25 protein-coding genes are annotated in these 24,444 nt (G+C 52.8%); 9 read left to right on the top strand and 16 right to left on the bottom strand.

Translation table 11 applies throughout. The annotated features are described in order from the left end of the window. Positions 1 to 424: 424 nt before the first annotated feature. Complete coding sequence (pbpC, locus tag ACO0LH_RS07645) at positions 425 to 2,794, top strand: penicillin-binding protein 1C (RefSeq protein ID WP_422940436.1); 2,370 nt, start codon at positions 425 to 427, stop codon at positions 2,792 to 2,794. 102 nt (positions 2,795 to 2,896) lie between these two features. Next, on the top strand, positions 2,897 to 3,223 hold the full coding sequence (locus tag ACO0LH_RS07640) for a hypothetical protein (RefSeq protein WP_422940435.1): 327 nt from the start codon (positions 2,897 to 2,899) through the stop codon (positions 3,221 to 3,223). Positions 3,224 to 3,286: 63 nt separating this feature from the next. Here ACO0LH_RS07640 and ACO0LH_RS07635 read toward each other — a convergent pair whose 3' ends face one another. The 5 genes from ACO0LH_RS07635 to ACO0LH_RS07615 form a co-directional block, all read right to left on the bottom strand. After that, entirely contained in the window at positions 3,287 to 3,736 is a 450-nt protein-coding gene (locus tag ACO0LH_RS07635; RefSeq protein ID WP_422940434.1) for a GNAT family N-acetyltransferase, read from the bottom strand. A gap of 22 nt (positions 3,737 to 3,758) precedes the next feature. Next, on the bottom strand, positions 3,759 to 4,856 hold the full coding sequence (locus ACO0LH_RS07630; RefSeq protein ID WP_422940433.1) for a serine hydrolase domain-containing protein: 1,098 nt from the start codon (positions 4,854 to 4,856) through the stop codon (positions 3,759 to 3,761). Positions 4,857 to 4,970: 114 nt separating this feature from the next. Then, entirely contained in the window at positions 4,971 to 5,144 is a 174-nt protein-coding gene (locus ACO0LH_RS07625) for a hypothetical protein (protein WP_422940432.1), read from the bottom strand. Positions 5,145 to 5,176: 32 nt separating this feature from the next. Then, positions 5,177 to 6,352 carry a hypothetical protein gene (locus ACO0LH_RS07620; RefSeq protein WP_422940431.1) on the bottom strand — a complete coding sequence of 392 codons (1,176 nt, stop codon included), beginning with the start codon at positions 6,350 to 6,352 and terminating at the stop codon, positions 5,177 to 5,179. A gap of 72 nt (positions 6,353 to 6,424) precedes the next feature. Beyond that, the gene (locus ACO0LH_RS07615; protein ID WP_422940430.1) at positions 6,425 to 7,495 is read right to left on the bottom strand and encodes a DJ-1/PfpI family protein; all 1,071 of its coding nucleotides are present in this window, start codon (positions 7,493 to 7,495) and stop codon (positions 6,425 to 6,427) included. 95 nt (positions 7,496 to 7,590) lie between these two features. Here ACO0LH_RS07615 and ACO0LH_RS07610 point away from each other — a divergent pair, with 95 nt between their 5' ends. Then, positions 7,591 to 8,592 carry a GlxA family transcriptional regulator gene (locus tag ACO0LH_RS07610; protein ID WP_422940429.1) on the top strand — a complete coding sequence of 334 codons (1,002 nt, stop codon included), beginning with the start codon at positions 7,591 to 7,593 and terminating at the stop codon, positions 8,590 to 8,592. Between the two features lie 142 nt (positions 8,593 to 8,734). Here the strand turns inward: ACO0LH_RS07610 and ACO0LH_RS07605 are convergent, their stop codons facing one another. The 8 genes from ACO0LH_RS07605 to ACO0LH_RS07570 all read right to left on the bottom strand — a co-directional run bounded on the left by ACO0LH_RS07605 (position 8,735) and on the right by ACO0LH_RS07570 (position 15,915). After that, positions 8,735 to 9,508 (bottom strand): LytR/AlgR family response regulator transcription factor, encoded by a 774-nt coding sequence (locus tag ACO0LH_RS07605; protein ID WP_422940428.1) that lies wholly within the window; start codon positions 9,506 to 9,508, stop codon positions 8,735 to 8,737. Between the two features lie 34 nt (positions 9,509 to 9,542). Continuing rightward, the gene (locus ACO0LH_RS07600; RefSeq protein WP_422940427.1) at positions 9,543 to 10,751 is read right to left on the bottom strand and encodes a sensor histidine kinase; all 1,209 of its coding nucleotides are present in this window, start codon (positions 10,749 to 10,751) and stop codon (positions 9,543 to 9,545) included. 59 nt (positions 10,752 to 10,810) lie between these two features. Continuing rightward, positions 10,811 to 12,280 (bottom strand): carotenoid oxygenase family protein, encoded by a 1,470-nt coding sequence (locus tag ACO0LH_RS07595; protein ID WP_422940426.1) that lies wholly within the window; start codon positions 12,278 to 12,280, stop codon positions 10,811 to 10,813. A gap of 12 nt (positions 12,281 to 12,292) precedes the next feature. Beyond that, positions 12,293 to 12,718 (bottom strand): DUF2141 domain-containing protein, encoded by a 426-nt coding sequence (locus tag ACO0LH_RS07590; protein ID WP_422940425.1) that lies wholly within the window; start codon positions 12,716 to 12,718, stop codon positions 12,293 to 12,295. Positions 12,719 to 13,049: 331 nt separating this feature from the next. Beyond that, positions 13,050 to 13,793, bottom strand: a complete 744-nt coding sequence (locus ACO0LH_RS07585; RefSeq protein ID WP_422940424.1) for a LytR/AlgR family response regulator transcription factor — start codon at positions 13,791 to 13,793, stop codon at positions 13,050 to 13,052. 29 nt (positions 13,794 to 13,822) lie between these two features. Further along, complete coding sequence (locus ACO0LH_RS07580; RefSeq protein WP_422940423.1) at positions 13,823 to 14,887, bottom strand: sensor histidine kinase; 1,065 nt, start codon at positions 14,885 to 14,887, stop codon at positions 13,823 to 13,825. A 148-nt stretch (positions 14,888 to 15,035) separates the two neighbouring features. Next, positions 15,036 to 15,536, bottom strand: a complete 501-nt coding sequence (locus tag ACO0LH_RS07575) for a cupin domain-containing protein (RefSeq protein WP_422940422.1) — start codon at positions 15,534 to 15,536, stop codon at positions 15,036 to 15,038. Then, positions 15,529 to 15,915 (bottom strand): carboxymuconolactone decarboxylase family protein, encoded by a 387-nt coding sequence (locus ACO0LH_RS07570; protein ID WP_422940421.1) that lies wholly within the window; start codon positions 15,913 to 15,915, stop codon positions 15,529 to 15,531. Before ACO0LH_RS07570 ends, ACO0LH_RS07575 begins: the two co-directional genes overlap by 8 nt. Before the next feature lie 319 nt (positions 15,916 to 16,234). Here ACO0LH_RS07570 and ACO0LH_RS07565 point away from each other — a divergent pair, with 319 nt between their 5' ends. From ACO0LH_RS07565 to ACO0LH_RS07545, 5 genes are read left to right on the top strand one after another with little or no spacing between them, the layout of a single operon-like run. Then, entirely contained in the window at positions 16,235 to 16,741 is a 507-nt protein-coding gene (locus tag ACO0LH_RS07565) for a TlpA family protein disulfide reductase (protein WP_422940420.1), read from the top strand. Then, entirely contained in the window at positions 16,741 to 16,983 is a 243-nt protein-coding gene (locus ACO0LH_RS07560) for a DUF4266 domain-containing protein (RefSeq protein WP_422940419.1), read from the top strand. Before ACO0LH_RS07565 ends, ACO0LH_RS07560 begins: the two co-directional genes overlap by 1 nt. Before the next feature lie 18 nt (positions 16,984 to 17,001). Further along, complete coding sequence (locus ACO0LH_RS07555; protein ID WP_422940418.1) at positions 17,002 to 18,183, top strand: DUF3570 domain-containing protein; 1,182 nt, start codon at positions 17,002 to 17,004, stop codon at positions 18,181 to 18,183. Positions 18,184 to 18,213: 30 nt separating this feature from the next. Further along, positions 18,214 to 19,149, top strand: a complete 936-nt coding sequence (locus tag ACO0LH_RS07550) for an FAD:protein FMN transferase (protein ID WP_422940417.1) — start codon at positions 18,214 to 18,216, stop codon at positions 19,147 to 19,149. 50 nt (positions 19,150 to 19,199) lie between these two features. Further along, positions 19,200 to 20,465, top strand: coding sequence for a DUF4214 domain-containing protein (locus ACO0LH_RS07545; protein ID WP_422940416.1), 1,266 nt, complete (start codon positions 19,200 to 19,202; stop codon positions 20,463 to 20,465). A gap of 90 nt (positions 20,466 to 20,555) precedes the next feature. Here ACO0LH_RS07545 and ACO0LH_RS07540 read toward each other — a convergent pair whose 3' ends face one another. Both ACO0LH_RS07540 and ACO0LH_RS07535 read right to left on the bottom strand, forming a co-directional pair. Next, a complete protein-coding gene (locus ACO0LH_RS07540) occupies positions 20,556 to 22,385 on the bottom strand; it encodes an AMP-dependent synthetase/ligase (RefSeq protein ID WP_422940415.1) in 1,830 nt (609 codons plus the stop codon). Positions 22,386 to 22,541: 156 nt separating this feature from the next. Continuing rightward, positions 22,542 to 23,024, bottom strand: coding sequence for a hypothetical protein (locus ACO0LH_RS07535; protein WP_422940414.1), 483 nt, complete (start codon positions 23,022 to 23,024; stop codon positions 22,542 to 22,544). A gap of 78 nt (positions 23,025 to 23,102) precedes the next feature. Between ACO0LH_RS07535 and ACO0LH_RS07530 the strand changes: the two genes are divergently transcribed. Then, a complete protein-coding gene (locus tag ACO0LH_RS07530) occupies positions 23,103 to 23,747 on the top strand; it encodes a LysE family translocator (protein ID WP_422940413.1) in 645 nt (214 codons plus the stop codon). A gap of 96 nt (positions 23,748 to 23,843) precedes the next feature. Here the strand turns inward: ACO0LH_RS07530 and ACO0LH_RS07525 are convergent, their stop codons facing one another. Beyond that, on the bottom strand, positions 23,844 to 24,302 hold the full coding sequence (locus ACO0LH_RS07525; protein ID WP_110254407.1) for an Lrp/AsnC ligand binding domain-containing protein: 459 nt from the start codon (positions 24,300 to 24,302) through the stop codon (positions 23,844 to 23,846). Positions 24,303 to 24,444: the final 142 nt, after the last annotated feature.

Here is a 24,444-nt window from a genome sequence, read left to right as displayed (position 1 = left end):
CTGCGCAGGCAGGAGCCCAGCGGCGTTGATTGTATGCCTGAGTAATTATTAAAGGGATTGCCCTCCTAGACACAAGCCGGGTCTCGGCCCGGCGGCCGAATTCCTTTCTTTGCTTCGCCAAAGAAAGGAATCAAAGAAAGGCGACCGCAGACTTGCCCTTCGGGTGCTTGCGCTACGCTTCAGCACAATTTGTGCATCGCAAAAAATGGGAAAGTTTCGAAACTCGCCTTCGGCTCAGACAACAAAACTTTCTTATCCATTTTCTGTGATGCACAAATTGCTACGTCCCAAGCGGTTGAAGGTCAAGAACAGAGTCAAAGACAACATCAAGAGTCAAGGTAATTTGGTCTACGTAAGCATCGTTCCACATCTCGTTCTTTTATCTTATTTTTTCTGTATGCTGCGTTAGCAAAGACCTACCCGAATGACAATCAATTTCAAGAAGTACTTCAACTTCTCCCTCATCCGTCAACACCTGCTCTCCTACAAAAAAACCTGGGCGACCATCGCTGTCATCGTGCTGGCATGCCTGATTGCCGACCAGATTTACCCATTGCCCAAACCTGGCCGTGATTCGCCCTACGCCATGGTCGTTCTGGCGCGAGACGGCACACCCCTGCGCGCTTTTCCGGACAAGGACCATATCTGGCGGCATGCGATCAGTTTGCAGGAAGTCTCACCGTATTACATCGATGCATTGACGCAATATGAAGACCGCTCGTTCTGGTGGCACCCGGGTGTCAACCCGCTGGCGCTGACACGCGCTGCCTGGCAATGGTTGCACAATGGAAAAATTGTTTCTGGCGGCTCGACCATCACCATGCAGGTAGCCCGCATCATTGACCCGACACCGCATACGGTGCGCGGCAAGTTGAAACAGATTGCCCGCGCCGTGCAACTGGAATTGCATTATTCAAAAAAAGAAATCCTGACCCTGTATCTGAACTATGCGCCCATGGGCGGCGTGCTGGAAGGTGTCGAAGCGGCCAGCCGCGCTTACCTGGGTAAGCCAGCCAGCCGGCTCACCCATGCCGAAGCGGCGCTGCTGACAGTATTGCCGCAACTGCCTTCGGTACTGCGCCCTGACCGCTACCCGGCACGGGCGCAACTGGCACGTGACAAGGTCATACACCGCATGGAAGGCAACTGGAGCAAAGACGTCATTGCCGATGCATTGACAGAGCCGGTCAGCGCGCAGGTCGTGCGCGAACCCTTGCTTGCCCCCTTACTGGCCTTGCGCATGAAACAGCAGGCGCGACGTGACCGGGAACAGAAAAGCGTCATCCAGACCACGGTCGATACGGCAGCCCAGCAGACTGTGGAAACCTTGCTGGCCGACCGCATACGGCAACTGCCGCCGCATGTGTCCATCGCCAGTATGGTGATGGACAACACGACGTTTGAAGTACTGGCATATGCCGGATCTGCCGATTTCACTGACAGGGAACGCTTCAGCGATGTCGATATGGTGCGCGCGGCACGCTCACCGGGGTCTGCCCTGAAACCTTTCCTGTATGCCTTTGCAATTGATGAAGGCTTGATTCATTCCGAATCATTATTATCGGACACACCGCAATCTTTCTCCGGTTACCAGCCGGGTAATTTCCAGCAAAATTTCCACGGGCCGGTCAGCGTATCAGAAGCACTGGTGAAATCACTGAATGTGCCAGCCGTTGAAGTGCTCGAACAACTGGGTTCGACCACTTTTGTCTCCATGCTCAGGCGTGGTGGCCTGAAGCTGGAATTTCCGCGCGGCGCGACACCCAATCTCAGCGTGATACTGGGCGGCGCTGGTGCCAGGCTGGAAGACATGGTCGGAGCCTATTCTTCACTGGCACGCAAGGGCATGGCGGCGGTACCACGCATGACGCCCTCTGCTGCGCGCAAGGAACAACGCATGATGAGCGAAGGCGCTGCCTTTATCGTACGCGATATCCTGGAAACCGGCGGCCCGGTGGCCAGGGCGGTGGAAGGCAATGGCAGCTATCGTGGCATTGCCTGGAAGACCGGTACCAGCTTTGGCTTTCGCGATGCCTGGGCAGTCGGTGTCAGCAATCGCTATACCGTGGGTGTATGGGTAGGGCGGCCAGACGGCACACCCAACCCTGGCTTTTTTGGTGCGAATGTGGCGGCACCCTTGCTCGTCGATATTTTTACGGCCTTGCCTGATGGCCGCAACCTCAGCCCCAACCAGGCACCGGCTTCTGTCAGCCAGGAAAAAATCTGCTGGCCACTGGGTACCCGTGCCAGCGACCAGCCTGACCACCTGTGCCCCATACAGCGCACCGCCTGGGTATTGAACGGTGCGGCACCACCCAGTTTTGCCGACCGCCTGAAGACAGCCTCACCGGTTTTCAGTTATTTTGTCGATACGCAAACCGGCCTGCGGGTCGCACCCGAATGTTCCAAACGCAGTATGGAAAAACGCCAGGCCGCCCGCTGGCCATCTTCACTGGAACCCTGGCTTGATGCCGGCCTGCGCAAGATTGCCTTGCCGCCGGCCTGGTCAACCGAATGTGCGGCCATCTATAACGCTGATGAGAGCATCAAGATCGTCGGGCTTAGCGACGGTGAAATCCTGCACCGCGTTAACGGCAAGGAAATACCTAAAGCCAGGCTGGAAATACGCGGTTCACAGGCCGAGGTCAGCTGGATGGTGAATGGCCACCTGGTCGCCAGCAAACTGGCCAGCCAGTCACAAATCATCGAATTTCCCGATGCGGGGCGTTATGATATTACTGCTTTTGACAGCTATGGCCGGTATGACAGGATAAGCATCAGCGTGGCACGTTAAGTGAGCAGCGGAAAGAATGAAGTTTTTTTTACTCCTTCATCTTTCCTCCATATTTTCAGGAGAAGATACAAACTGTCATCAACACCATTGAAAGGAAACAGGATGAAAACGCTGCTCTCCGTAGCCCGTGCCAGTATATTTATGGCGGCATTGGCTGCCAGCCTGTCCGCTCACGCCCAGCCACCCGGTGGCGACCAGAAAAAACCACCTGAGGCAGGCAAAGACGACAGGCCACCCCGCGAACCACCACCGCAAGCCTATGAAGATTGCAAAGGCAAAAAAGAGGGTGCTGTCGTGCAAATCACCACGCCACGTGAAGGCAAGATTGCGGCCACCTGCACCAATTCAGCCAAGGGTCTGTTTGCCCGCCCTGAGCATCCACCCGGTCCGCCACCAGCCAGGGAAGAGGCAGCACCGCCAAAGAAATGAAGTGACGTAGTCGCCAGCATGCATTGACAGGTAGCGCTTTTCCATCAAGGCTGCCTGTCAATATCATCCGCCCTTTTGCGGCTGGCGGATATAGTAATTGTCGTATTGCGCCTGTTCGCACAAAACAAAACCATGGCGTACGTAAAAATGGTTGGCGACGCTTTCGCGCAATGCCCCCACATGCAGTATCTTGCCTTGCGCATCCGCTTCGGCAAACAATATCGCCAGTGTTGCAGCACCAATGCCACCACCCTGAAAATCGGGGTGCAGATACAAATGATCCAGCAAAAGATCATCGGCTTTGGGTTTGACGACGACAAAGCCCACTCTTTGCAATTCGCAAATAATATGCCGCGTCCAGCCTGCGGAAAAGTCAGTCAGCAAGCGTTGCCTTGCCCGCTGTGCATCAAAGCGCCCGATTCTTTCCAGGCTTTCACGCATCGCCAGAACACGCAAATCAGCCAGCAGATCGGCATCGTCCTCAACGACCTGTTCCAGTGTAATGATCGCCATAGCTATACTTTTAAAAGTTGAATTATTGCTGGCAATGATCAATCAGCATTTTTGCCAGGTGGATAAAGGTATTTTTATCCACTTTGGGCATATCCCAATTACCATCGACCGGCACCTGGCGCTGGTGGGCAATGACCATGTCTGCTTTCGGTATCACGAGAATATATTGCCCATGCAAGCCCCAGGCCATATACGCCCCATGCAGGGCTGAATCAGCAGGTTCTTCGAGCACCCACCACAGATAACCATAGCCGATCTTGCGCGCAACCGCACTGGCTGGATGCATGTCTGAAGAAGGGGTCACCGTGTGTGTAGTCAACGCCATCCAGTCTGCCGGTATCAACTGCTGGCCGCGCCAGTTACCCTGGTGCAGCGCCAACTGCCCGAGGCGTGCCATGTCGCGGGTGGACAGGGTGAAATGGTAAGCCATATACTGCGATTTATTTTTATCGCCGAGTTTTTTCTGGTCCTGCAATCTGAAATCCTGCAACTGCAAAGTGGCGGCGATATCGTGGTCAAACAGGCGGTAAATATTTTGATGCGTGGCATTTTCCAGCACGGCACCGGCGGCATTGAAATCCCAGTTGTTATACAAAAAATAGCTGCCCGGTTTTTGTGAGTCGCGAGGCGGCGCGTACTGGGTGTCATCACCACTGTTTGAGGCCGGGTGATAGATGCCTGAGCGTGCAGTCAGCAGATCACGTATACGCGCCTGTTTTTCCAGAGTGGACAAACCGCCGATATCGTCTATACCTGCCGCAGCCAGGTTTTGCTCCAGATCTATCGTGCCATTTGCGACATATTTGCCATACAACATGGACAAGATGCTTTTGCGAGCTGATTCTATAACGCTGGTTTTATCCACCGCACCATAGCTGAACAATACGCGCCCGCCCCTGGCCGCGAACAGGCTTGTGGTGTGGCCTTTGTGCAGTTCAGTATCAAGTGTTTGCAGGCTCTGGCTACATTCTGCCTTCAGCGCACTGACAGGCAGGTCTTCCCATGTGCTCCCGGGAAAATGCGCAGCGGCATCCTGTGCATGCACTGGTGTGGCCAGTGTCAGCGCACCGGACAACAGATATGAAATCAGTAAATGCGGAAGGCGGATAAAAGTTTTCATGCGAGCAGGTATGTTCATTTCTTCAGCACGATGTAGATCAGGGTAGTTCAATGACCGCACGGCATGTCGATTGGTTCCTTGACAGCCCTGACAGAAATGTAACGCTCTATTGCTCTATTCTACCTGCTGGGGATATTCCATGAACAGACTGCCCAGTTTGCGGCTGGCGGCACTATAGCGCAGAGCCATTTCCTGCAATGCTGCCTGGTTTTGCGTGCTGGCTGCTGCATCGGCATGTAGCCATGCATAGCGGTTTATTAAAGGTTTTAATTCTTCCTGGGTGATCACGGTTTGGGCATCAGGTACCCCCTGGCACCTGCTCACCAGGATTGCATGTCTTTATTCATTTTCTGAATGGCTTCAAGCTGATAGATACGCTCAGGTGTATTGACATTGAATTTCTCCTTTTCACCTTCCTGCGGTTTATCAAATACCCAAAGTGCTGACAAGGGGACACGGTTGCTCATGATGGCAGAGGTGACTTCCTTGAATTTTGTCTTGATGTTATATGTGTCGGCTTTTTTTTCGTTGACACCAAATTCCCCTAGGAAGAAGGGCTTGCTATCAATCTTCGAGCGGGCCATCACAGCAGCAATAATGGCTGAGTAGCTGCTATTTGCCGGGCTGCCAAAATAATGCCCTTCCTGCTCTGGATAAACGTGCATGGTAAGCGTATTGACTTTCCCCGGATTATCGCGCCCTACAATGAAGCCAAACTGCTCAGGCGTATCCTGATCCCACTTATTGAGCTGGGACACGTGATACGAGTATTCGCGCGACGCGCCATTGCCGGTAAAAACCGGTGTTTTCATATCCCTTTGTCTGATGATTTCAGCAAACTCCGTCATGGTGGGGATAATTGCACTTACGCCATAATTATCTCGCGTTGTTCTTTGCAGTTTCCCCTCCGGGTCTCTGCGCGGTAAATACTGGCTGTTGTTGAGGTTGGCAGGCAAGTCCACCAGCTGATTGGTTTCATTGGCGAATTCCCACCCCCACAGAGCAGGATGATTCTTATAACGATCAACTATTTCAGCCGTGATGTCCCGCATCATTTTCCGTGTCCGGCTGTCTTTATTGGCCAGTTCACTGTAGTCATTGCTATTCAATTCTGTGAAGGCTGAGAGATTGAAAAACAGATTCAGAATCACGCCAACATGCTGTTTATCTGCTTCATTCATGAACTCGTCAAGGCGAGTATAAAATTGCGGCTTGTTATTCAGATAGTGTGTTTTTATCTCTTCTGACCAGTAGCCAAAGGTGTTGATGCGGATGAATGGGATGCCATAATGATTGAGGGTTTTCAGCCCATCTTTCCAGCTAGTGTCATACTTATTTTCTGCATAACGCGTGAACGCATCAAAATAATTGACTCCAACACCATTGAACGGCTTTCCATCTTTTGTAAATTTTCCGTTAGTGACAGTAAGGGGATCAGCCAGGGCAGGTCCAAACACTAGCATTGCTGATGTTGCCAAGATTTTTTTTAAATTCATTTTTTTTCCATTAACTTCACTATCGTTTTTTTTCAACTACTTACGCTAGCACTGATTATCTACGACGAGATGTTATTGCGGATATTCCATGAAAGTACTGACCATGGCTCTGCTTGCCTGTCCATAGGTCTTGCCTATTTGCTGCAAGGCCTTGTCCATGGCTTGGGCCGGGGCGATGTCGGCCAGCCAGTTGTGCTCTTTTTTGATCCTGTCCATCGTACTTGCATCTGCCACGGCATCTGGCAACAGTTGCAGGCCGTATCGGGTCTGCACAGCCTGCATGCTGCTCGCATAGGCTTTGACTTGCGAACGGTAAGTACGCGACCAGGCATCCGCATACAGGGCCAGGGCGATATCATTGACCCCTGCGCTCAGGGGCAGGGCAATTTCATCATGTGACCAGAAGCGCAACCAGTTGCCTGCGATGGTTGTGGCATGGGCGACACTCATTTTGAATTGCTGGCTGTCGTGTGTGGATAAGTAATTTCTTATCCCCAGTTCATTGGCAAGGGCCGTGGCACGCTCGTGGCCGGCGATAGCGGCAACCAGGGCCAGCGATGCAGGCAGGGATGCTGTTACCCCGGTTGTGGTGATGATCTTGCCATCAGCAAGGTAACGCTGGTTGCGTACCCAGGTCGTCGCGGGAAATTGTTTTTGCAGGCTGTCCATGGAATACCAGAAGCCCACAGCGCGGTGCTGTTCCAGCAAACCCGCGTGCGCCAGTACCCAGACCCCGTCACAGATACCAACGATGACCGCCCCCTTGGCAGCCTGGGCCTTGACCCAGTTTTGCAGGGCTGCTGCCTGCACATTGTGCAGCGCCGGGACGATGACATAATCAGCCCCCTGTGAATAATTCTTGTCAAATTCTGCCATCGTTGTCTCAGCCTGCATTTTGAGCGCAGGGTAGAGATTGACCACACCGCTACCCGTTGCCACAGACAAGACTTGCGCGGCACCCGAAGCCTTGAGCACGGCATACGGCACGACAAAATCGGTAAGCTCGGTCATTTCATTATCGGCGACTACGGCTACAACAGGCTGCGCACGACCGAAACGTGGCTGGTAGACAGGTAATGCTTCGGCACTGACCATGGAACAGCTGAAAATCAGGAACAGGAAAAGTAGGGATTTTGTTTTCATCAATATTTGCATCAATGCGCAGTGCGATTTATCTGCAGGCACACTATAATCCCTTGTAACATGGCTAAAATGCCAATTTTGTCGCAAATTCTGCCATGGATAACAATACCCGCACGATCGTCTTCATTACCCTGGATGGCGTACAAAGCCTGGACCTCACCGGCCCGATGGAAGTGTTTGCCATGGCAAACCTGCACAAACCGCCCGGCATGCCTGCCTACCGCCTGATAGTCGCCAGCCCGCATGGGGGCAATATCACTACCCATGCCGGGCTGGAAATACATGGGATATCTGCGCTCAGGGATTTGCCAGCAGACATAGACACCATCATCGTCACCAGTGGCAGCGAAGCTGCAATGCGCGAAGCCGCTGCTGAAAACATCTTGCTGCCCTGGTTGCGGGAGCGCAGCACTGCAAGCACCACGCGTCGTATTGCCAGCGTCTGCATAGGCGCACTGGTGCTGGCTGCTGCCGGTTTGCTCAATGGCCGCCGCGCCACCACACACTGGAATTGCTGCGCCTTGCTGCAAAAGCTATTCCCTGATGTGAAACTCGATGCCGATGCGATCTTCACTGCTGACGGCCCCATCTATACCTCGGCAGGTGTCACCGCTGGCATAGACCTGTGCCTGTCCCTGCTGGAAGCAGATGGTGGCTCTGCCCTGAGCCTGACGGTAGCACGTGAACTGGTGTTGTACATGCGCCGCGCCGGTGGACAATCGCAATACAGCCACACCCTGAAAAGCCAGGTCTCATCACAGACGACGACCAGCACCAGACTGCAGCAATTACTTAACGAGATACTGACCCAGCCTACTGGTGACCTGCGCACCCCGGCACTGGCCGCCCGGGTGCACATGAGCGAACGCACATTCTCGCGCATCTTCCAGCAGGAAACAGGCAACACCCCGGCCCGTTTTGTCGATGCGGCACGGCTGGAGTTTGCGAAGAACCTTTTGATCACGACAAACTGGCCGCTGGCCAGAATTGCCGACCATTCAGGCTATAACAGTCTCGATACCCTGCACCGCAGTTTCATGAAGCATCTGGGAACGGCACCCGGATTTTTCAGGGACAGGTTTGGCGGCGTGGTGTGAGATGAGTCCTTATTTCGCCAACTGGAGTATGGCGTAATTTTTCTCCCTTTCAAGAAAAGGCGTTTTAAGCGCGAACTCTGACTTCATTGCTGTTTAGTGTCAACCGGGATAATTATTCTGGATAGCAGTGTCATCCTCCTGCCTACATCTGTTTGAACAAATGCAGATACGCGCGGCTGACCAGCAGTTCTTCTGGCCGCCCTTTAAGTTTGAGCAAGGTGCGGCCACGGAAATCACGCGTGGTGCTGGCGATATGCCTGACCGCCACGACGGTGCGGCGGTGTACCTGCCAGAAGCGGCTTGCATCCAGCCCATCCATCAACTCCTTGAGCGGTGTGCGTATCAGCGACTCGTCCGTCTCGGTAAAAACAGACACATACTTGTCGTTGGCCTCAAAATAAACCACCTCATCAATGGCGATCAATCGCGTCTCGTTACCGTAGGCAGCACGTATCCAGTCCAGGCGGCCTGTAGCTGGAGCAGGTATCTGCGTTACTGCGGCCATCAGCCTTGCCAGTACATCAGCAGCAGGTGCTGCCCCATCTGACACGGTGAGTTGTCGTTTGAGTTTTTCCACGGTGCGGCCCAGCCTTTCCCTGGTCGGCGGCTTGAGAAGATAATCAACAGCTTCGCGCTCGAATGCATCTACCGCATACTGGTTGTAAGCAGTCACAAAGACCACCAGCGGTGCCCCCTTTGTCTGGTGCAATTTGCCTGCGAGCTCCAGCCCGCTCATACCTGGCATGCGGATATCCAGAAAGGCGACGGAAGGCAACAGCTCATCGATCAAGCGCATCGCATCTATTCCATTGCAGGCCAGGCCAACGATCTTCAGTTCAGGCCAGAGCACTGCCAGCTCGGCCTTGAGAAAATTGACGAGGGTGACTTCATCGTCTGCGATCAATGCTGTATGCATGTTTTATGTACGGGCTTAAAGCTTAAAGTTGGATTTAAAGTTGAATGAGGGTGGCAGACGGCAAAGGCAGATACAGGCTCACGCTGACGCCGCCTGCGGCATTTTCCGTGATGTTCAGGCTGCCCTGTTTGCCATACAGCGCTGCTATGCGTTCGCGCAAATTCGACAGGCCTACCCCGCCACCTGGCTTGCTGCTGGCAACAGTCTGAAAACCCACGCCGGTATCGCTGATGACGACATGCAGATGATTCACTTCCAAGTGCGCCTTCAACAGGATTTCGCCACCTTCGATTTTCGGTTCCAGGCCATGGCTGATGGCGTTTTCCACAACGGGTTGTAACAGCATGGGCGGGATGGGAAGCTTAAGCGCCTCGTCCGCCAGTTCTATACGATAGCGCAGGCGTTCGCCCATGCGCAGCTTCATCAGTTCCAAGTAGGCGGTGATCGTATCGATCTCGCTCTGTAGCAGAGTGTCGCTGTCACGACTGGCCGACAGGGTGGCGCGCAGGTAATCGATGAGACGCTCCAGCAAAAGACGGGCACGCGCCGGATCAGGCGCAATCAGGCCTACGGCATTGGCCAGGGTGTTATACAGGAAATGCGGCTCTATCTGCGCTTGCAGCATGCGTAGCTGGGCTTCAAGCGCACGGCGTTCGGATTCCAGTGCACGCCGCTGTTCAGTCGCGATTTTTTCCTTGTCCAGCAACTCGCGCTCCCGTATCAGATAGGCAAACAGGAGCACGCAGGAAACCAGCATGGAAATGATGGCGAAGTTAAAAATGACGCCGGGCTTGAAAAAATTCAGATGCAACGCCGCCGGATTGATGAGTATGACAGCAAGAAAATAGCCAGCAAAAACACCGCCGCTAGGCACAACAGTGTAATAAGCTGCCCACTTCCAGCCACGTATATTCTCCAGCTCTGGCCCGAGCAAAAAAGAACTGAGCCCGAACAAGAGATGGATGGAATAAGAGATCGACATCGCGATGACAAGATCATTCCACAACTGCGCCGCCAACTGATCTCGCGACAGGTTATACGCATACAGGGAAAAAAAGAACAGGGCAAAACCCAGGCCCAGTATGAAGGTATAGACGAGGTCACGCAGTATGCCCGGCTGCCAGCGACGGAAAATGGGGATCAATGCAAGGGGATGGTCGCTGGCCTCCTTGCTACTGGTTGAAGTGTTGGCTGGGCGGGCTGGCTTGGCTGGCTTGGCTGGATTGGCAGGTGCTAGTTTCATCATGACAGTCTAAACAGGTGAGCAGGGACTGGCAAGCCAACCCCTGTTTCGGGGCAGGCTCAGGCCGCCAAAAAATTACCATGAAAGCATAGCGGTGCCGCATAGGGCAGACGCGCGCGGGCCAGCGGGCCTTGCGACAAATGTGCCCCGTCATACACACTCAGCGCAGTCTGCGACTTTCTCACGTCGTAAGCCACACCGAGCAGCCATACACCTTTGCCCTTCGCTTTGGGTACGGGAATGTGCTCTTCCACGACCCAGTCCTGGCCATAGTCGTATCTGTCCTGGCGGCCAGTTTCCATATCAATGCGGGCTACGCCTGTCATGCCAAATTCCGGCGATTTATCACCAGTCGTGACGAAGAGCTGGCGGTTGCGCAAACCCATGTCGGCAGGTGCGACACGGGGAAATTCTGTCCCGCTCATCAGGCGCTCACTGCGTGCAATGCCTTTGTTCAGATCCAGTGTGATGAGCACCGTATCAGCATTCTGCAAATGCCTGGTTTCACCACGCATGATGCCTGCCAACGCCCTAAGACTGCTGTCATCTGCCGCCATACTGGCATCCAGCCGTATCATATTGCCTTCATCCCAGCCATTACCGGAATGGAAGACCATGCCTGCGGGCATTTCTATGATGCGGCGCAGGCTGAAATCTGCGCGATCCACCACCACGGCTCGCATGGGGCGCTTGGCATTCCAGATATGCGAGCCCAGATAACTCTGGTCTGGCGAATTGCGCATGTCAAACGGTGGCACCAGAAAGACCATATACTTCGCCGTCAATACGAAATCATGCACCATGGGCAAGTGAGGTATGTTGATCATGCCGAACTTACCGAGGCTGCCATCCGCAGCTATGCGCCATAACAGGAGTTTGTTGGCACCTGGTGCGACGCCAAAATTCCACAGCACGCCATCCGGTGCGACCCTCGGATGAGCAGAAAATGGCATGGCCGCGAGATCTTCGCGCCAGGTCTTGATCCCCTGGGTAGCCAGGCTGGCAGGGTCGAGCTCTGTCGCTGAGCCGCCCTCCCACAGCGCATACAGCTTGCCTGCGTGCGGCACGACATTGGTGTTGGCAGTATTGACCGTATCATTATTGCCGACGGCGCGGCGGTTGATGCCGGTACCAAAGGCGGGGTAGAGAAATTGCCCGGCGGCCGACTCGTCGACAAATTTTTTGGTACGCACGAAATACGCCTGATGCCGCACACGACCATGTTCCATTTGCCACGCATGCACCATACCATCGCCGTCAAACCAGTGATGATAGCGCTCGTCACCCAGCTCGAAGCGCGCCGGGCCATTCCGATAGAAAGTACCGTTGAGCCCGGCAGGCCAGCGACCTTCGATGACTGCCCTGGCAAAGGGCATATCTGCATCGTGGCTGCTGAGCGCGGCGAGGCGCTGATGAGCTGGCAGGCTCGCCAGAAAGGCGTCCCTGGTTTGGTCTGCATATGCCCCGGCTGGCAATGAGATGGCTGGCAGCGCTGCCAATGCGCCGCGCAGGAAATGACGCCTGTCCATGGCTAGTTCTCCTTAGCGCAGTTTGATGCTGATGAGCTTGCCAGCATCTGGTAATTGCACCAGCGACTGCGCAAAACTAGGCGGCCCGTAGTTGCCAGCAGCATCATTGCTGAAGCCATAAGGCTCCACAGGCATGCCTATGGGATTGGTATCGAGCTTGCCATTATTGTTCTCGTCCTGAAACACACTGAGGGCATAATCACCAGGCGGCAGGTCAGTAATGAGCAGTTTGACTTTGTCGGTCTGGGCATCGACTGCTGCCGCCCTGAAAGGCTGTTTGAGGAAATTTTCTGACTTGTCATACACAGCGACCATGATCTTGCCTCTGGCGCTTTTGAGCCCTGTCACTTCTACTGTCAAATCTGCTGCCTGTGCCATGCCAGTGGCTGCAAATACAGCACCCGCAGCCAAAATAATAGTTTGAAAATAGTGCTTCACCGTCTGTCTCCCGTAGTTGGTATCGCCACTTGCGATACCCATATCTTGATGCGAATGCAGCGGGCTTGTCGGGGTATGCGACGAAGGTGCACCCGAAAGGCGCGAATTGCTGGCAGGGGGCGTGAAATGATGCAGGGATGGGACGGATAGGCGTTGCAGGAGTGACTTCAGTCGCGAATAGTCGATACAGACGGGAATATGCGGTACGGCGTATTGTTCGCGGCTGAAGTCGCTTCTACGGGGCATAGAAAATAGGATCATCGTCAATCGACAGAAACCCATCCCCATCCCAACCTTCCCCTTGAAGGAGAAGGAGCAAAACCACAACAACTCAGATGGACATATCCCGCAACATCCTTGACGCCTCGCGATTGGCCAGCAACACACTGCCATCACGCATATGCAGGCGCAGTTGTGATTGTTCATCGGCCTTCATGGATTCGACAAAATCCAGGTTCACCAGCAGCGAGCGGTGTATGCGTATGAAGCGTGCCGGGTCGAGTTTGGTTTCCAGTTCCGATATACCCAGCCTGACCAGGTGGGTTTTGTCGCCAACGATGATGGCGGTGTATTTTGCATCGGCTTTGAGATAGGCGATATCGTTGACGTTGACCGGGAAAATATGACCACGGTCACGCACCAAAATTCTTTCAATATGGCCGCCGTGACGGCCTGTCGCCTGTGCCAGGGCCTGTTCCATGACTTGTACGGATGGTGCGGCTTCCAGCAGGCGGTCTACCGCGGCATCGAAACGCTCGATGGTAAACGGTTTGAGCAGGTAATCAATGGCATGTAATTCAAATGCCGTTACCGCATACTGGTCATAGGCTGTGGTGAATACAATTTCTGGCACATGGCTAAGGCGGCGCAAGACTTCCAGGCCGGTCATTTCAGGCATCTGTATATCCATGAACACCACGTCGGGTTTTAACAGATTGATTTGTGTCAGTGCACTGACGCCATCGGCAGCTTCGCCTATGAGGCTCAGTTCAGGCCGGTTGCTGACGGCATCACGCAAGACTTCACGTGCCAGCGGCTCGTCTTCCGCAATGAAGGCCGTTTTTATTTTGCTCATAAGAGATGTCCTGCATCTGTAGTATTGAATCAGGCCGGAGTTAAGGGGATGGTCAGCACGACTTCAAACCCCTGTCCGGGAGCGGTATTGACCTGGAAGCCTGCGCGCGCACCGTATTCAAGTTGCAGGCGTCTTTCGACAGTTTTCACACCTATGCCATTGGACGCTTGCAATTGCGCCATATCTGCGCCCGGGCCATCGTCGCGGATAATGATTTCAAATTGCCCGTGCATGGCCCTGAGCCGGGTTTTTATCAACAGCCTGCCAGGCTGGCTTCGTGGATTAAACGCATGCTTGATGCTGTTTTCAACCAGTGGCTGTATGCTCAGCGCAGGCACGCAATAATTGGCAGCTTCGCTATCAAGCACCCACTCCACATGCAAGCGATTACCCAATCGCAATGCTTCCAGGTTCAGGTAATCACGGACAAAATTCAATTCCTCATCAAGTGTCACGTGGGCATTGCCACCTTTTTCGGTATCCAGCACATAGCGCAGCATGTCGGAAAAGCGGAATAAGGCAGCCTCGGCCGCCTTGCCGTCCTTGCGCATCAGGGCGATGATGGAATGCAGGGTATTGAACAGGAAATGCGGATTAAGCTTATTACGCAGGCTGGCCAGTTCTGCCACCACCAGCAAGCTTTGCGCCTGGCTGACTGCCAGTGCCTGCTGGCGTGTGGCTTCTGTAGAACGCACCGTATGAAAAATACTGGCAACCACGCCATACATCATCAAGCTGTATAAAAACGGCCAGATATAGGCGCTCAGCGATCTGGTCTGCTGTGCACTTTCCATGTGTTCGACATTTTGCATGAAGAAACTGACCAGCAAATGCCAGCACAGCCCAAACACCAGTGAAAACAGAATATGCACGATGGCAATCGTGAAAGCACTATAGTCTTTGCGCTCTATATACCCTGTCAAGGGCCAGACCAGGGCCAGCATCAAGGCCGCCGGCACGGTGCTGACTTCGGATTGCAGGGCGACGGTAAAATCAAAATGGCCTTTTGACAAACCGTCAATCTGCACCACGAAACAGACCAGAATGGAATACGCGAGCCAGGCCAGGCCGTAAAATTGCCACATGCGACGCATCAGGAATCCTTTCACCAGTTTGATGCCATAGGCGAAGTATTACGCAAATTTGGTCAAGCAGCTTTTCTCATGACACGAATTGAGGATTTATTGCTTCTAATCGCTTAATTTGGCTCTGGTTTTACATCGGCAGGTGGGTTTGCCTGGCTCAGACTTGCTCACCTTCCCAATATTCCATGGTGGCAGCCTTGTCATAACCTTCACCGGTCAGGCGCACGCTGACGCGGTTGGAATCGGGATACACCACGACATCATGCGGATTACGCTCACCTATCAGCAGATAACGGCAAACTGTCCCGGTGTGGTTATACAAGCTATGTCCGGCTTTTTGCCCGGCAGGGAAAACCACATAACTACCCGCCGTCATAACATGGGTTTTGTCACCCAGGCGCAAAGTCAGGCTGCCTTCGAGCAGCATCATCTGTTCTTCTTCAAGATGGTGATAGTGATTCGGACAAGCACGCTTGCCGGGTGACAGTTCTTCTATGCTCACGCCGACACGCTGACAACCACCATGCGTACCCACCTGGCGAAAACGGCTGCCAAACCTTTCGCCGTGTGAATATTCTTCCCATGGCACATCGTCTATCCTGAACGGTTCTGTAATACCGTCTGCATTGATGGCAACGGCTTTTTTGGTTTCACTCATGATCTATTTTCTCCATTTCCAGCAGTACTTCATGGGCGGAACGGAATGCATCTACCGCCAACGGCATGCCGCAATATACGCTGGCATGCAACAATACCTCTTGTATTTCCTGCATGCTGGCGCCGTTATTCACTGCGCCTCGTACATGACCACGGATTTCATGTGAGCGCCCCAATGCTGTCAGCATGGACAGGGTAAGCAGGCTGCGGGTCTTCAGATCGAGGCCGTCACGACACCAGACCGTACCCCAGGCATTGCGGGTCAGGAATTCCTGTAAAGGGGCGGTAAAGGCATCGGTATTGCTGAATGCCTTTTCGACAAAAGCTTCGCCCATGACTTGTTTGCGCATCTGCAAACCCGCTTCAAATTGTTGATCCATCTAAACTGGCTCCAGTACAAAAGTGATGGGGAATCCTAGCTACATCAGGCGATAGGGTCAAAGCCAGGGATAAATATGTTGTTTTTTCGTAGCAAAGCAAAAATGGATAAAATATCTTTTTAACAATCTGTCTGTAGGCAGACTTATCTGAACAGCATTTGAGGTTACAGATATTTACGAAAAACCCGGTTTATTTACTTCAGGTAAGATTGATTTGGGCCTTGTACCGCTTATGATGGATGAGAAGCCCAATCAAATGACATCATTGAAGATGTTTATTTCGCGATCTCTACAAGGTTTCAAAACAAGGTTTCTCATAATGAAATACTTCAAATCGATCTTAGCGCTCTCAGCCATCATGGCGCTGTCAGGCATGATGTGCAGCAGCGCCTATGCGCTGGAAACCGGCAAGCCCGCTCCTGAATTCAGTACGCCGGGCAGCAACGGCAATATACAGCTGAGCGACTACAAGGGAAAGATCGTCTACCTCGATTTCTGGGCATCCTGGTGTGGCCCCTGCAAACAGTCTTTCCCGTGGATGAATGCCATGCAGTCCAAATACGGCCCACACGGTTTTCAGGTGGTCGCGGTCAATCTTGATACCAAGGCAGAAGATGCCAGCCAGTTCTTGAAAACGGTACCAGCCAATTTTCATATCGCTTATGACGCCAAAGGTGTATTGCCTCGTCAATATGACATCAAGGGCATGCCCAGCAGTGTATTGATAGACCGCGATGGCAAGATCCTGCTGCAACATGCGGGCTTTAATGAAGCCAGCAAGGCAAAAATCGAGCAGGCCATTGCTGCCAGCATAGGAAATAAATGATGAACCATGCGCTTGAAAACAGATTGCTGAAAAAACTGCTGATGCTGTTACTGATTGCTGCCTGCACGGCATGCACAGGCATGCAAACCGTACAGCCATGGGAAAAAGGCAAGCTGGCGAAAAAGGAAATGACGTTTGACCATGATGCACTGGAAAACAAATTTGCCGAGCATATCTATTCAAGCAAGGAATCGGCTTTTGGTGGCACCGGTGTCGGCGGTGGCGGTTGTGGTTGCAACTGATGAATACGGAAACGCCATATGAAACCAACATCAAACGCACAAGCAGGTTCAGCGATGACACAAGCCAGGGATAAAAATAGCCGGAACGACAGGCGCGGTTCGGGCCTGCTGGCCGCAGCACTGGTATTGCCGCTGGCGCATGTCGCCACCATCGCCCATGCAGAATCAGCGCCAGACAAGGGCCTGATCAGCCTGAAAGTGCTCGATTATCAGGATAGCCAGCCAGGTGAAGACCGGGTGAAAGTTCAGGCCAGTGCATTGAAGATCGTCGCCCCTCTATCAGACGAATGGGCAGTAGGCGCCACCTATGTCACCGACAGTATTTCCGGTGCATCACCGGCTTTCCACAGCTATGCCCTAAGCAAGCTCAGAGATTTCCGCCGTGCATTTGATGCCGATGTCACCCGTTATTTCCCGCACAGTTCTGTCACGCTGGGCGCCAGCGTCTCAAGTGAATCCGATTACATTTCACGTGGTCTGAGTTTGCAAGGCAGCCAGTTCAGCGAAGACAAGAATACAACGTGGACCGCTGGTATCGGCTTTGCCAATGACACGGTCAGCGCATCTACCGGTGCTGTCAAGGGTGAAAACAAGCAGGTCGTCGATGCCCTGCTGAGCCTGACCCAGGTACTGACGGCGAATGATATCCTGCAACTGAATGCTGGCCTGTCACACGGCCACGGCTACTTGTCCGATCCCTATAAAGCTTTTGACAAGAGGCCGAAAGACCGTGACAGCTATACCCTGATGGCGCGCTGGAACCACCATTTCGATGCAACTGGTGGCAGTGCCCGTCTCAGCTATCGCTATTTTGGCGATTCATGGAAAATCAAGGCCCATACTCTGAATGCCGAATATACACAGCCATTTGGCCAGGGCTGGAGTGTCACACCGATCGTGCGTTTATACACGCAAAGTGCGGCTGAATTTTATGTCGCTGCGGACCCTTCGATTTACCCTTTCGCCCCCAATCTGCCTGAGAATGCCCTCAATTATTCAGAAGACCAGCGGATATCCGCTTATGGCGCACGCACCATAGGCGTAAAAGTAGCGAAGCAGATCAATGAAGACTGGCAGATGGATATCAAATTTGAACAATATGACCAGCGCAGTTCATGGCGGCTGTTTGGCAGCGGCAGTACTGGCTTACTACCCTTTAGTGCGAAGACCGTGCAACTGGGCTTGTCACGTCAGTTTTAGTCAGTTCAATGTGTTTTATTTTGAAAAATAATGTTGGATAAGCAGTCAGACCAGGCCATGCAGATTTACCGGATTCCCTTCCATGCAATGGCCTGCGCATGTGAAGTAGTCATAGCGGCGGCAGACCAGCAACAGATGTTTGCGATCGCGCAGGAAGCGATTGCGGAAGTAAGAAGAATAGAAGTCAAGTATTCGCGTTATCGCGACGACAGCATGGTGTCCCGCATCAACGCCCAGGCCGGTGGGCAAGCCGTTGAATGCGATGAAGAAACCTGGTCGCTACTTGATTATGCAGATGCCCTGTATGCCGCCAGTGATGGCTTGTTCGATATCACCGCAGGCATTTTGCGACGCGCCTGGGATTTCAGGAGTAAGCACCTCCCGGCACAGGAAGAATTACAGGCTCTGTGCGAAAAGATAGGCTGGAACAAGGTAGAACGCGGTGAGCAAAGCCTGCGGCTGCCGCAAGCAGGGATGGAAATCGATTTTGGCGGGTTTGGAAAAGAATACGCAGCCGACCGGGCCGCTGCAATTTTGCAGGAGCGCGGCACCGTGCATGCCTACCTGAATCTGGGAGGCGACATACGCGTACTAGGCCCCAAACCGGATGGAACAGCCTGGATCATGGGCATACAAGATCCGCGGCAGACAGGGAAAATTGTTGCCAGTATCCCTCTGCGTGAAGGCGCACTGGCAACCAGTGGGGATTATGAAAAGTATTTTGAAGTTGAAGGTCAGCGTTATTGCCATATTCTCAATCCGCATAGCGGTTTGCCGGTAAGGCGTTGGCGCAGTATCAGTGTATTGGCACCGCTGACTTCTGTTGCAGGCAGTTGCACTACGATTGCCATGTTGAAGGAAGCCGATGCACTGGCCTATCTGGACGCGCAGGGCATGCGCTACCTGGCGATAGACCAGCATGGTGAAATGCATATGCAGCGTCCTGGGGTCAGTACGGCAGGATAGTTAAAATTCAGTAAATCAGTTTTGCTTTACATCAGTAACCGGAGAACATCATGGCAACCATTAACGGCACCGACGGCAATGACACCTGGACAGTCGTCAACCCTTCTACCTTTACGCTGGACGGTAAAGGCGGTGTCGACACGCTGAATCTGGGTACTTCCCTGCGTTCCAGCTATACCATCACCAAAAGCGCCGATGGGGCAGTTCACGTCGATTCCATTTCCAGCGCCAGCGGAGCACTGCATGCCACGCTGCTAAACATGGAAAAACTGGTGTTCAACAATGGCCAGGATACCCTTGATTTGCTGAGTTTTTTTGGTGGCACCGATATTACGCCGCCGTCTGTCATCAGCTTCAGTCCTGCCACTCTGGCAACTGGCGTAGCCACCAGTGCCGATATCGTTCTGACATTTAGTGAAACCGTCAAAGCCGGCACGGGTGTGATTAATTTGCAAAATGCAGATGGCAGTATCGTAGCCAGCTACAACATTGCTAACAGCAGCAATGTCAGCATATCCGGCAACACGGTCACCATTAACCCGACCAATGACCTGAATGCCGGCAGCACTTACAAGCTGTCCATTCCTTCTGGCAGCATCAAAGATCTGGCAGGTAATGATTTCATCGGTACCAGCAGTTATTCCTTCACCACCGCGACCAAAATCACGACCGGTGGCATCGTTGGCACGACAGGGAATGACAATCTGACCGGCACCAATGGCAACGACATATTTACCGGTCTGGCTGGCAATGACACCATCAGCGGTGGTGCCGGGCTGGATACCGCCATTTACGCCGGCAAACGCGCCGACTTCACGATTACGGCGGCAGGTGCAAATTTTACGGTACAGGACAAGACCGGCGCCGAAGGCACGGATACCGTCAACCAGGTAGAACGCCTGCAATTTGCCGACATGACGGTAGCGCTGGACATCAACAGCACGGCAGGGGTTGCCTACCGCATCTACCAGGCAGCCTTTAACCGCACACCCGACCTCGCTGGCCTGGGTTACTGGATAGGGCAGATGGACAAGGGGCAGACCCTGCGGGATGTTGCCAAGAGCTTTGTGGCCTCAGACGAATTCCACCGCCTGTATGGCAATAGCCCGACCAATGAACAGGTGATTAACGCCTATTATCAAAACGTCTTGCACCGTGCGCCAGACCAGGCGGGACTGGATTACTGGCTGAAACAATTAAGCACCGGTGCTGACACCCAGGCCACCGCATTGGCCGGTTTCAGTGAAAGCACAGAGAATCAGGCGCAGGTGATTGCCAAAATCCAGAACGGGATAGACTTCATACCGTTTGTATAAAACAGATACGGATGCGCCTGCGGATCAGATGTGATCTGCATGCGCATCCGTAAAGACTGCTCAGTTAAAGCACGCAGTGCTGCTAGCGCTTCAGCGCTTATAAATCGCCTTCATATCATCTGCAAAATGCGCGAGCAGGTTATTGCGCTTAAGCTTCAAGGTAGGGGTAATGAGGGTGTTTTCTATGGTCCAGGCGTCCAGTGTCAAAATCGCCGCACGTGGCTGCGCATAATACGGAAAGTTTTTGGTCAGCCCGTGAATGCGCCTGACCACTTCTTCAACTGCTTTGGCAGATTTCAGGCTGGCAGCATCATCCGGTTTCAAACCCAGCGAAGTCGATAATTCCAGCCAGTACGCACGGCTCAGTACAACCGCACAGGCAATGAAAGGTGAATTTTCACCAAACGCATAGGCCTGCTCAAACACGGCATCGTTGGTGATTGCCAGTTCCAGGTCGACCGGGGCAATTTTTTCACCGGTAGAGGTGACGATGATTTCTTTCACGCGCCCTAAAATACGTACACGTCCTTCGACGATGGACGCCTGGTCGCCAGTACGCAACCAGCCATCAATAAAGGTCTTGGCAGTATCTTCTTCACGTTTCCAGTAACCGCGCATGACATTCGGGCCACGTACCTGCAATTCAGCATTTTCACCTATGCGCACTTCAACATTTTCGACAGCACGGCCCACAGTGGCAGGGTCATTATCATCCGGTGCGTTGAAGGCCACCACAGGTGCGGTCTCTGTCATGCCATATCCCTGGACGATGGGTATGCCCAGGCCGAGGAAGCATTGCGAAATCGCCTGCGACAAGGCCGCGCCGCCACTGACTGCGACCCGCAGGCGGCCACCAAACTGCTTCTTGAGTTTGCTGGCGATCAGCGGTTCCAGTACCAGCCAGCGCAAGCTGTCCATCAAGGCGGTCATACCGTCACCTTTCAGCAAACCCTGTTCTCGGCTGAAGCGGCGCCAGCCAGTGGCAATCGCCAGGTTAAACAAATCTGACTGAAGTTTTGATGCTGAGAGTTTAGTCTGGATCACGCCATACACGCGCTCATAAATACGGGGGACAGAAATCAATATCGTTGGCCGCACTTCGAGCAAGTCCTGTGGCAATTGCTTGACTGAACGGGAGAAAGCGACGCAAGCACCGGCAGCAACCGGCAGGTAGTAACCGGCGGTACGCTCGAAGGTATGCGACAAAGGCAGGAAGGATAAAAACACATCCGTAATGACTGGTGAAACCCTGTGCACAACTGCCTTCACATTCGACATGACATTGGTATGCGTGAGCATCACGCCTTTAGGCTTGCCTGTCGTACCCGAGGTATAGACCAGGGCCGCCAGATCCTCAGCCTGTGGGCCTTTCGCCGTGACTTGCAGATGCGCAGCAGCAGCCAGCCATTCTTCAATTTGAAGCACCGGCACATTGGCTGGCAAGGCGGCTGCATCCAAGGTTTTTTGCAAAACCACGACCTGGCGCAAGGCTGGCAATTCCAGGCCAGCATCAGCGATGTCTTTCCATTGCTGGTCAGTCGCTGCGATTAAGAATGCAGCATCGCTGTCACATAGAATATAGGCAATACTGGCCGGATTATCGAGTGCATGCATGGGCACCGGTACAAAACCGCAAGCCTGGGTCGCCTGGTCCATGCATATCGCATGCAGGCCGTTGGGCAACAAGATCGCAATACGCGAGCCATGGTCCAGTGCCAGCGGCGACAGCGCTTTGACAAAGCCCTTGACGCGTTCTTGCGTCTGCAACCAGGAATAGGATATCCACTGTGCAGTAGGCTCATCAAACTGCCGGTAAGCTTCTGCGTCAGGGGTTTGCGCTACCCGCCAGGCAAATAATTCTGCCAGGGTATGCAATGTGGATAAATCGGTGGATGTTACTGTATGAGCAGATGTGGACATGAAATGCAGGAGAAATGAAATATCAAGCCGCCAGTCTTTAACCGGACCCGGTAAAAACTTCCATTCGCTTTTAAACGAATTTGGCAGCTAAAAGCATCATTATGCAACAAATAAGGATGGGGTTTATTGCGGGAGCACAAAACGGCCCGTACAAGCTCAGATGATAAATCTGAGAAAGAGCGCGATGCTTGCTACAACCACCCAAAACAAGACACTGACCGCCCATTCGCGTGACAGGTTGAAATCTGATTTGCGTTTTACAACAGTATATTTTTCCATTTGCTGTACGCTGGCAAAAGCAGCGCATCCGCAAGCATGGCATTGCTGTAGCTGTTGACTATTTTCTGCCACGCAGGCGTGGCAGACCCAGCCGCAGTTCATTCTCGTCATCTTGACAGTGAAAACCGTTTTTTTCTGGTGAGCGGTGCCTGATATTTTCTGTGCGCAGCAGGCGCGAGGAATAAACTTATCGGACCAAACACCATGAATTGCAGGATGAGCGTGATCGTCAATGACTGGCTGAGTACCATCAACAAGGCAAACAAGAGCATTTCCGTCATCAGGCAAACCGCTAGCGTCTTCCAGGCTGGAGATAAATTTTGCCAGTGCGATTTCATTTTTGAATAAGTGAACATGCAAAAATTTACCTCAAAAAGCGATTAGTTAATTGCCAGTATAATCAAGTTCTTGTCCGCCCCAACCAACCCAGGAGTTTCCATGTTTGGCACACAAGACCTTGCCCAGTTCGTCATCGCCGGTATCTTACTCAATATTGCCCCCGGGCCTGATTCCATCCTGATCATGACACGCAGTGCAACGCAGGGCTGGCGAGCCGGCTCAGCAGCTGCGCTGGGCATTGGTACTGGCACACTGGTGCATATCATGGCGGCGGCGCTGGGCTTGTCGGCCTTGCTGGCCACATCTGCCACAGCTTTTACCATCGTCAAGCTGGCTGGCGCGGCATATCTTTTGTATGTGGGTGCAGCCATGTTATTGAGCAGGGCAAAATCTGCTGAACAAACAGTGTCTGCCAAAACCAGTTTGCCGGCACTCAGTTATCGCAAGATTTTCATGCAGGGCTTTTTGACGAATGTACTTAATCCCAAGGTGGCGATTTTCTTCCTCGCCTTTGTGCCGCAATTTATCGCAGCAGATGCCAGCAACAAACCACTGGCACTGATCGTACTCGGCTGTATTTTCAATTTCAATGGCATGCTGTGGTGTCATTTTCTGGCGGTCTCTACGGCATTTGCCAGACAGCGCATGCGCGTCAACCAGGCTGTTACGCTATGGATGAACCGCTTCATTGGTCTGATGTTTGTTTCTTTCGGCATTAAGCTGGCACTGTCTGACAAACATTGATAGGAGTCAGGAGCGCAAATAAAAACATGCCGCCTCCATCAGGACGCGGCATGAATGACAAACTCAGCAAAGCCTGAAGTGCAAGCTGCCAGCAGCTTATTTAATCGGCAGGCAACTGGTATTTTTCACTTCTTCCATCACTGCATAGGTATGCGTTTCGCGCACACCATTCAATTGCAGCAGGGATTTGCCTAGGAAGTCGCGGTAGGCATTCATGTCTTTGACACGCGCCTTGACGAGGTAATCAAAGCCACCGGCCACCATATGACATTCGAGCACTTCGGGTATGGCTTGTACGCCTCGCCGGAAAGCATCGAAGACATCGGGTGTCGTTCGGTCCAGTACAACTTCAATGAAAACCAGCAAAGCCACATCCAGTAGATGCGGGTTTAGCTGGGCTGTGTATCCAAGGATGTAGCCGGACTCTTGCAGCTTGCGCACGCGTTCCAGGCAGGCAGCAGGGGACAGGTTAACCCGTGTTGCCAGTTCTACATTACTGATACGGCCGTCGTTTTGCAATTCGGCCAGAATTCTTTTACTGATTTTGTCGAGCATAAGAAGTCAGAAATCGTCAGTGTGGTGGTTAATAATATTCGGCATTATTTTCTCACAAAAAAGAAAATTTCGATATATGTTCTGATTTCCAGAATTAATCATAGCTAAGGCTCTATACAATGAAATCATATTCGTTTTAATT

The sequence above is a fragment of the Undibacterium sp. TJN19 genome (genome assembly GCF_049339485.1).
Taxonomy (GTDB): Bacteria; Pseudomonadota; Gammaproteobacteria; order Burkholderiales; family Burkholderiaceae_D; genus Undibacterium.
The sequence above is the reverse complement of the archived record's forward strand: the minus strand, read 5'-3'. Positions and strand labels throughout refer to the sequence as shown.